This is a genomic window from Desulfobacula sp. (genome assembly GCF_021107415.1).
The window spans coordinates 1-8,494 of sequence record NZ_JAIOSW010000452.1; the positions used below are offsets into that span (position 1 = coordinate 1).

11 protein-coding genes, 1 tRNA gene and 1 pseudogene are annotated in these 8,494 nt (G+C 41.6%); 11 read left to right on the forward strand and 2 right to left on the reverse strand.

All coding sequences use genetic code 11. The features are described from left to right. Positions 1 to 300: 300 nt before the first annotated feature. Positions 301 to 432: a hypothetical protein gene (locus K8S13_RS22655; RefSeq protein ID WP_291465999.1), complete on the forward strand. Its 132-nt coding sequence runs from the start codon at positions 301 to 303 to the stop codon at positions 430 to 432. 1 nt (position 433) lies between these two features. On the opposite strand, the gene K8S13_RS22660 is transcribed toward K8S13_RS22655, so the two are convergent. Continuing rightward, positions 434 to 964 carry a hypothetical protein gene (locus tag K8S13_RS22660; protein ID WP_291466000.1) on the reverse strand — a complete coding sequence of 177 codons (531 nt, stop codon included), beginning with the start codon at positions 962 to 964 and terminating at the stop codon, positions 434 to 436. Between the two features lie 3 nt (positions 965 to 967). Between K8S13_RS22660 and K8S13_RS25840 the strand changes: the two genes are divergently transcribed. After that, a complete protein-coding gene (locus K8S13_RS25840) occupies positions 968 to 1,285 on the forward strand; it encodes a CGNR zinc finger domain-containing protein (RefSeq protein ID WP_367172833.1) in 318 nt (105 codons plus the stop codon). Between the two features lie 156 nt (positions 1,286 to 1,441). On the opposite strand, the gene K8S13_RS22665 is transcribed toward K8S13_RS25840, so the two are convergent. After that, a tRNA-Asn gene (locus K8S13_RS22665) sits at positions 1,442 to 1,517 on the reverse strand. A 137-nt stretch (positions 1,518 to 1,654) separates the two neighbouring features. Between K8S13_RS22665 and K8S13_RS22670 the strand changes: the two genes are divergently transcribed. The 9 genes and pseudogenes from K8S13_RS22670 to K8S13_RS22710 all read left to right on the forward strand — a co-directional run. Next, the gene (locus K8S13_RS22670; RefSeq protein WP_291466001.1) at positions 1,655 to 1,948 is read left to right on the forward strand and encodes a hypothetical protein; all 294 of its coding nucleotides are present in this window, start codon (positions 1,655 to 1,657) and stop codon (positions 1,946 to 1,948) included. A gap of 29 nt (positions 1,949 to 1,977) precedes the next feature. Beyond that, positions 1,978 to 2,439: a SoxR reducing system RseC family protein gene (locus K8S13_RS22675; protein ID WP_291466002.1), complete on the forward strand. Its 462-nt coding sequence runs from the start codon at positions 1,978 to 1,980 to the stop codon at positions 2,437 to 2,439. A 103-nt stretch (positions 2,440 to 2,542) separates the two neighbouring features. After that, entirely contained in the window at positions 2,543 to 2,908 is a 366-nt protein-coding gene (locus K8S13_RS22680; protein ID WP_291466003.1) for a cytochrome c3 family protein, read from the forward strand. Positions 2,909 to 2,986: 78 nt separating this feature from the next. Continuing rightward, positions 2,987 to 4,273, forward strand: a complete 1,287-nt coding sequence (locus K8S13_RS22685) for a 4Fe-4S dicluster domain-containing protein (protein WP_291466004.1) — start codon at positions 2,987 to 2,989, stop codon at positions 4,271 to 4,273. After that, complete coding sequence (locus K8S13_RS22690) at positions 4,263 to 5,231, forward strand: RnfABCDGE type electron transport complex subunit D (protein ID WP_291466005.1); 969 nt, start codon at positions 4,263 to 4,265, stop codon at positions 5,229 to 5,231. The genes K8S13_RS22685 and K8S13_RS22690 overlap by 11 nt, the downstream gene beginning before the upstream one ends. Then, positions 5,224 to 5,805 (forward strand): RnfABCDGE type electron transport complex subunit G, encoded by a 582-nt coding sequence (gene rnfG / locus K8S13_RS22695; protein ID WP_291466006.1) that lies wholly within the window; start codon positions 5,224 to 5,226, stop codon positions 5,803 to 5,805. The genes K8S13_RS22690 and rnfG overlap by 8 nt, the downstream gene beginning before the upstream one ends. 28 nt (positions 5,806 to 5,833) lie before the next feature. Then, on the forward strand, positions 5,834 to 6,442 hold the full coding sequence (gene rsxE, locus K8S13_RS22700; protein ID WP_291466007.1) for an electron transport complex subunit RsxE: 609 nt from the start codon (positions 5,834 to 5,836) through the stop codon (positions 6,440 to 6,442). 15 nt (positions 6,443 to 6,457) lie between these two features. Next, positions 6,458 to 7,034: pseudogene (locus tag K8S13_RS22705) on the forward strand (electron transport complex protein RnfA). Positions 7,035 to 7,072: 38 nt separating this feature from the next. Further along, positions 7,073 to 8,494: RnfABCDGE type electron transport complex subunit B (locus K8S13_RS22710; protein WP_291466008.1), on the forward strand; the 1,422-nt coding region annotated here is incomplete at its 3' end.

The following is an 8,494-nucleotide window of genomic DNA, read 5'->3' on the forward strand; positions in this document are numbered from 1 at the left end:
AAACAACAGAGACAGGATATTGCCTGAAATCAAGAAAGCGATAAAAAATTCTGACTTGATAATGAAAGTGTCCTCCTTGTTTGCTTTAGAAGCAAAATGAATGCCAACCGCCATTTGCGGTCATAGGGTCAAATACATTAAAATACTATAAAAAAAATTCTAAAAGAGAAAAAACCGCAAATAAAGTAAGAGTTGCTAGATATTATGATATTAATTTTGAAACAGATTTCAACATTTTAGATCTGCGATTACAAGTTACAAACCTTGTCAAATTCATAACAGTTTCAAACGGAACTCCGATTGACTGATAAAAAACATTCTGGAACCTGTCTCAGATATACAACAGATACTGCCAAGATCACAAGTCTGTTAAAAAAAAATGATGATATCAAGCTGACCAAATTAAAACTTTTTCTGGATGAAATTATATAAGTCAGTCTTCTAATTCAAGCAAATTACTTTTGGCCACCCTGGCAACTGAAAGATCAGGGTCATCGGCTAAAATCTTCAAGTAACATTCCGGGATATCCATTTCAGCAAGTTCATATTTTATTAAAGGATCTTGGTGCTGGACAAGCAGATCAACTAAATATGTCATATCGCAACAATCAAATTCATTAACGATCTCATCTAACTCCATGATGATTGTTTTCAGCAATCTTACTGAATTTAATTCTATAAATCGTGTTAGAATATTTTTATTCAAGCAGGATACACCAATGTCTGTTCTGATTATCTGGCAGAGAACCATGATCGAGCTATCTTTCAAGAGGAGTTTTGCTGTTTCAGTCATTAGATATCGCTTATTAGCTACTGCAATACGTACTTCCGATGATTTTGATTTTGCCAGTTCATGAAAAATAAGGGAATTATCTTCACAGTCTGGTAAAATGTCTGCAATGAACTCTAATGTTTTAAACCCGAGATTAATTGAAACCCCATTAATTTCTAATTTTGCTTTCATAATATGCACTCCTTTATTAATCAATATGGGGCTGATGAAATTGTCCTAAAATTTATAGTACTTTTAAATAATATCCCTTTTAATTTATTCAGACCCTGTACAGATAAAGACTGCCAAAAATGGTTTGCATCAAGTAGATCTGACAAACAATATTGCTCTACGAGGTGTTCAAATAGAGCACGTCAAAGAAAGCTTCGTTTAAAAGATCCAGAGGGATACGCAGAACCACGCAGGAAAAGACTACGAGATGAATACAAAAAAAAATGTGATGATGAGAGAGAAAAAAGACTGTCTGATTATCAGAATCCTAACTCCATTTAGGACCACTGTTTGTTTAAGCATTCATACCAAATCGAAAGGCTTTGAAAAGCTTAAACAAACCCAAAACCACATTAAAAACCACATTAAAAACCACATTAAATTTGCCACAAATAAAAAATCCCGATAAAATTAATTATCGGGATAAGCGGTTTGGGTTGGCTCCCCAGCACGGATTTGAACCGCGGACCCATTGGTTAACAGCCAATTGCTCTGCCAACTGAGCTACTGGGGAGCAGCGCCTTTTAACAAGACTTGGTGAGATTATATCAACACATTTTTTTTGTCAAGAAAAAACAAAAAAAAATTGACATCATTATATATCGGGTTTATTCTTTAAATTAAAGATAAAAATACTAAGGAGGGGAAATCATGGAGATTAATAGTTTACAGGGAGCAAATGCATATACAAACCTCCCGAATGCCGCCACCCCGCTTGATAATTCCGCCCTTCGAGACCAGAACCTTGAAGCATCCGGAACTAAGCTTGATGCAGAAAGTACCAATGCTGCTCAAAAAGCTTTTGAAGTGACCATCACCCCGGAAGCACAGGACAAGCTGGCTGCAGAACCCGCTGAAACACAAGCCACAACACCCGAAAATCAGACCCGACAAAATATTGTATCGGCGCATGAAACCAACCGGATTGTGAATATTATTGCCTGATACCAAATTTTATGAATAATTATTAAATCATGATCACAGAAAATGGAATTATTACCCAGGCAAACCCATCTGTCGCCTGGGTGAAAACAATCAGATCCGGTGCCTGCGAGGCTTGCTCTTCAAGGGAAAGCTGTGGAACCGCAGGCAGTCAAAAAGAGATGATCGTTACGGTTAAAAACATCCTCAATGTTGAAAAAGGCGATCATGTGGTCATTGGGCTTGAAACCCGGCCAATGCTTTTTTTAACTTTTCTTTTATATGTATTTCCCATTATTCTTCTGCTCATCGGTGCAGTGATCGGAGACAGTCTTGCACCTTCCTTTAAAATGGACCCATCCTTTGTTTCCATGATTTGCGGATTTTTATTTTTTGGACTCTCTTTTTATATTATCCGAAAAAAAAATAATTCACTTTCAAAGAAAGAAAAGTATAAACCTTTCCTTGTCAGAAAAAGATCACAAGTGATTCCAACCAGTTGTTCCACGCCATAAAATTACATTTTTTCCTTGCCAATATAGCAACAATATAATATAACCGCTGCCTAGTTGTGGGTTTGGCGCATGAACTCTAACCCTAATATAAGAGAGAAGTATTATGACATCACAACGAGACCTAAAATTAGCACTATTAATGATGATCATATTTTTGATCACAGGAATTGTATGCTATGCCTCTTTTACCCCCCCTGCACCTGAGGAACCCGTACGGATGATGTTTCAGAGCAAAGCAGGCAAAGTTTTATTCACCCATTCAGTACACACAGGCGATTATACGGACGATTGCCTGGACTGCCATCACAACCTTGAAGATGATGAAACCTACAACTGCAGTGAGTGCCATGAAGATACAGGTGATGAAGGCTTGCCATCGAGAGCTGATGCATTTCATGCTCAGTGTCAGGGATGCCATGAAGATGTTGACGCAGGTCCGATAGAATGTAATTCGTGTCATTCATTATAGTTAACTTATGATATTTTAAATATTAATAATGGATGATCCCAGGCTTTTTACAAAACAGCAGATGCCTAAGGACGTATTATGATTAAACGATCTTTTTTCACGTTAGCCAAACCAAGACTCAACTATGATCTTGTGGAACCGGATCCTAAAGAACTGGAGTCAATACCCATCCCGTCCAACCTTATTTTGTTATTACATGAACCCATTGACAGTACAAGGCAGGCTTTAATAAAAAAAGGGGACGCTGTTGAAAAGGGAGAGAAGCTGCGCCTTTACAATGAAAGTACAGAGTATACGATTTCTCCTGTAACAGGGACCATCACCCTCATTGACACCTATTCGGATGATTTTGGCAATACATCCACCTATTTTGTCATCAAAAATGACCAGAACCAGACAACAGGAACAGATTCGATAACATACGATTTAAAAGATGATATTGCCTCTGCTGATGAATACCTGAGAACACTGCCGGGGGCACCGCCGCTAAAAATCCTTGCCAGTGATGACATTAAAATCAATACCATTGTCATCACCTGTGCCGATATAGATCTTTTATCCACCACCCATCAGTATGTGGCCTCTAAGTTTTTGAATGAGATAAAACAAGGCGCTCAAATTTTAAAAAAGATCACCCATGTTCCCAAACTCTGTATCACGGTTCCGGAAGGCTTAAATATTCAGGGGGGCTTTGATTCGATTCAGGTATTTGAAACCGCTTTGGAATATCCGTCCAATTTGCCGGCAATGATTTTAAAAGACCATTTAAACATGGTGCTTCCTGCAGGAAAAACGCCTGAAGATATAGGGGTTTGTTTTATCACTGCTGAAGCCGTGGTTTCTTTGGCAAAAGCATACAAGACAAAATCAGCCGGTTTTGAAAAGATTCTGATGGTTATTGGAAAACAGGGAACTCGATACAGGATCAAGGCCACCATTGGAACGCCTTTACGCAGAATTTTCAACACCTTCAGTATTCATATCAACGACCAGGACAGAATTGTCATTGGTGGACCCATGAAGGGATTTGCAACATACACCCATCACTATCCTGTCCAGCCGGATACGGATACGGTGATGATTCAGGACAGGGATATTATCCCGGAATTATCAGACAACCCCTGTGTTAATTGCGGCAAATGTATCCGGATCTGCCCTGTAAACATCCCTGTGAATATTCTTGTACGATACATTGAGGCTGACCAGTATGAAGAGGCAGCCGACAAATATGATCTTGAGTCTTGTATTGAATGTGGTCTTTGCGCATATGTCTGTACTGCAAGGATACCCTTATATCAGTATGTCAGACTTGGGAAACACGAGCTTTTCAATCTTAGAGCTTTGGAGACTGCCAATGAAGAATAATAAATTAACAGTATCCCATGCACCTTTCTGGCATGATGGAGACAGTCTTTTTCAAATGAACCTGAATATCATGATTGCAGCCCTTCCGGCAATCATTTTCGGTATTATTCAGTTTGGTGCACCCGCTGTTGGTGTACTTGCCTTATCTCTTTCCAGTGCCATGATCTGGGAACTTATATTAAATCTCATATCCAGACAAAAGATCTCCATCGGTGATCTGGATGCTGCAGTCATCGGGCTTCTTTTCGGCATGATGCTTCCGGCCACATCCCCATGGTGGCTTGTCATTACCGGGACTTTCGTTGCAGTAGTCATCGGAAAAATGATTTTCGGCGGTATCGGGGCCAACCCGTTTAACCCGACCCTTGTGGGAATGGCCTTTTTAATGCTTTCCTGGAAAATCTTTTTCGATTTTGATTCTGCCTATATTAATTATGAATTTAATTTTACCGCCCTTGCACCGCTGGCAGCCCTCAAATTCCAGGGAGCCTCTGTGGTTGCAGATCTGTTCCCCATTAGTGATCTTGTCATGGGCAAACAGGTGGGGGCCATTGGTTCAACCTTTGGACTCGGCCTGATTATCGGTGGCATCTACCTGATCTTAAGGGGATATATCCGGTGGGAAATCCCGGTTTCATTTATTGCGGGCATCATTGTAACCGCCTTGTGCTTCAGCATGACCAACCCGGATACCTATGCAGGGCCAATGATCCATCTTTTCTCAGGATATACGCTCATCGGGGCATTCTTTCTTGCCACGGAGAATTCATCCTCCCCGGTAAACAGGATTCCCATGCTCCTTTACGGATTTTTTGCTGCGGTGATGATCATCCTGATGAGAAACATCGGTGCCTATGCCGATGGTACTGTATTGGCGATCCTGTTATTAAACGTTGTGAACCCTCTCATTGACACAATTAGGCCCAAAGCTTTGGGAAAGGAAGTCAACAATGCGTGAAATGATTAATATGATTGTTGTCTTGACGGCGCTTACCGCTTTTTCAGGCGGATTGCTTGCTGCCGTAAAATCAGGGACTGAAGTTCGAATTGAGAATCAAATTCTCAAATTTCAGAAAGCACCCGCAATAAAAGAAATCTTTCCGGAAGTGACCAATGATCCTTTGGCAGATAGATTTACTATAAAGACTGAAGATATTGAATTGCAGATTTTCCCCGGCTTACTTCCCGATGGTTCAAAAGCGATTATCTTTGAAACAAAAGGAAGTGCTTTTGGCGGTCCCATAGGACTTATGGTGGGTATCAACCTGTCCACCGACAAAATTGTTGAGGTAAGGGTGACGACCCATGCAGAAACCCCTGGCATCGGATCAAGGGCCAAAGATGACCTTGACTTTGTCTCTCAATTTTCAGAATTGGGAATGGACACAAATTTTGCTCTTAAAGGTGATGGCGGTGTTATTGATGCCATGTCCGGTGCAACCGTTACTTCAAAAGGACTTTGTATTGCTGCAATCCAGGCAAAAGAACTTTATCTGAAACTGAAACCTGAAATTGTCATACAGATGAAATAAGGCTAAATATTTTAGGAGAAACTATATTATGGCACAATCCTTAGCAAAAGAATTTACCAAAGGACTCTGGGCTGAGATACCTCCTTTCCGGCTGGTTTTGGGGCTTTGCCCGGTCCTGGCTGTAACAAAATCGGTTGAAAACGGAATCGGGATGGGAGTGGCTACCACCTTTGTTCTGGTTTTTTCCAATCTTTTAATATCTCTTCTCAGAAACGTTATTCCGTCAAAAGTCAGAATTGCCTGTTTCATCGTTATCATCGCCACTTTTGTTACCATTGTGGAATTGGTGATGCAGGCCTATACATATGAATTGTTCCTGAAACTGGGTATTTTTATTCCCCTTATTGTTGTGAACTGTATCGTTCTTGGCCGGGCAGAAGCCTTTGCCAGTAAAAACGGACCTGCCCTGTCTGTTGCAGACGGCCTGGGTATCGGTATCGGGTTTACCCTGTCTCTTGCTGCCCTGGGTGCGGTCAGAGAGTTTTTAGGAAACGGAACCCTTACCATTTGGGAAGGACTCCCTGTTTTTGAAATGGGAGGAAATTTTCTTCCGTTCCAGTTTATGATTGAAGCACCGGGGGCCTTTATCGGGCTTGGATTGATGCTCTGCCTGATGAATATGTTTGGTAAAAAATAAAAAGGAAAAAATAACATGGGTGATCTATTCGTCCTTGCAATAAGCTGTATCTTTATCAACAACATACTCCTTGCCCCAGTTCCTTGGGAACTGTCCGTTCTTAGGCACCTCCAAAAAAATGGAGACTGCTGTGGGCATGGCAATGGCAGTTGTCTTTGTCCTTGTTCTGGCTGGTATTATTACCTGGATTGTGGATATTTACCTCTTAAAGGCACTTGACGTTGAGTATTTGCGTACGGTTTCCTTTATCCTGGTTATTGCGTCCCTGGTTCAATTTGTGGAAATGTTTTTGAAAAAAAGTATTCCCGGACTCTATGCCGGCCTTGGTATTTTCCTGCCGCTTATCACAACCAATTGTGCAGTTATGGGTGTCTGCCTGATCAATATTAAAGAGGAATACACCTTTCTTGAGGCATGTGTTTCCTCCGTTGCCTATGCTGTGGGTTTTGGGCTTGCTCTTATCCTTTTTGCGGGTGTCAGGGAAAGAATCAGTCTTGCAAGGGTTCCAAAACCTTTGCAGGATACATCCATCGGTCTTGTTACCGCAGGAATAATTGCTTTAACCTTTATGTCATTTAAAGGAATGGTTTAAAAACAAAAGGGAATATTTACAATATATAAGGTGAAATTATGATCCCAGCTTTATTATTTATGTTAGGCATCGGTGCTTTGTGCGGTATTGTTCTCAGCCTTTCATCCAAGATCTTTTATGTATATGAAGACCCGAGAATTGCACAGGTGGAGAATAACCTTGCCGGTGCAAACTGCGGCGGTTGCGGATATGCAGGATGTTCTTCTGCTGCCGAAGCTGTTGTAAGTGGCAGTGCGCCACCTTCTGTCTGTATTATTTCAAGCAAAGAAGGCGTGGAAGAAGTGGCTAAAATAATGGGCGTAGATGCAGGCTCAGCTGAAAGTCCGTTATCTTATAATATGTGTGAAGGCGGATTTCGTGCTGCTGATAAGTACCATTATATGGGAATTTCCTCCTGTAAAGCCATGGCGGTTGTCTTTGGCGGCAAACGGGTTTGCAGTGTGGGGTGTATTGGTCTTGGCGATTGTGTAAGGGCGTGTCAATTTAACGCTGTCAAACTTGGTCCCAACGGCTACCCCGTGGTTGATGATGACAGATGCGTGGGCTGCGGTGCCTGCCAGCAGGCCTGCCCAAAAGATATTATTGAAGTAAAAACCCTTTCTGAAAAACTCATGAAATTTAATCAGAAACAGGATCCCCTGGCACCCTGTGCCCAGACCTGTCCTGCTGAAATCAATATTCCCAGATATATTAATCAGCTTAAGGAAGGCAAATATAAAGAAGCCGTCCAGACCATTCGTATGAGAAACCCCTTACCCCTTTCCTGTGGAAGGGTCTGCCCTCACCCGTGTGAAGATGAGTGCAGAAGAGGACTTGAAGATGAGCCGGTTTCCATTAACCAGCTTAAACGCTTTGTGTCTGATTTTGAGATGAATTCAGGTTCCAGGATTCCCATTAAATGCGCACCGGATACCGATAAAAAAATTGCAATAATCGGTGGCGGACCTTCCGGGCTTTCCTGTGCATTCTTCCTTCGCCGGATCGGGCATAAGGTGGATATCTTTGAAGCCATGCCAAAACTTGGCGGCATGCTAAGATATGGTATCCCTGAATACCGGCTCCCTAAAAAGGTTCTTGACTGGGAAATCCAGGGAATTCTTGATCTGGGTATCAAGTCATTCTGCCATGTTAAATTAGGGACTGATTTCGGGCTCGGGTCTTTAATGGCCTCTGGATATAATGCTGTCTTCATGGGTGTTGGTGCTTGGGAAGACTATTCTCTTGGAATTGATGGAGAAGACCTTAACGGCTGTTTCACCGGGATTGATTTTCTACAGAGAATTTCCAGCGGAGAAAAAATAAAATTGGGGGAAGCTGGCGCTATTATCGGTGGGGGAGATACAGCTGTTGGCTGTGAAAGAACTCTTGTAATCCTTGGTTTTGACAACGTCTACATGGTTTACAGAAGAACCCGGAAAGAGATGCCGGCCAATGAATTTGAAATTGTTGCGTCTGAAGAA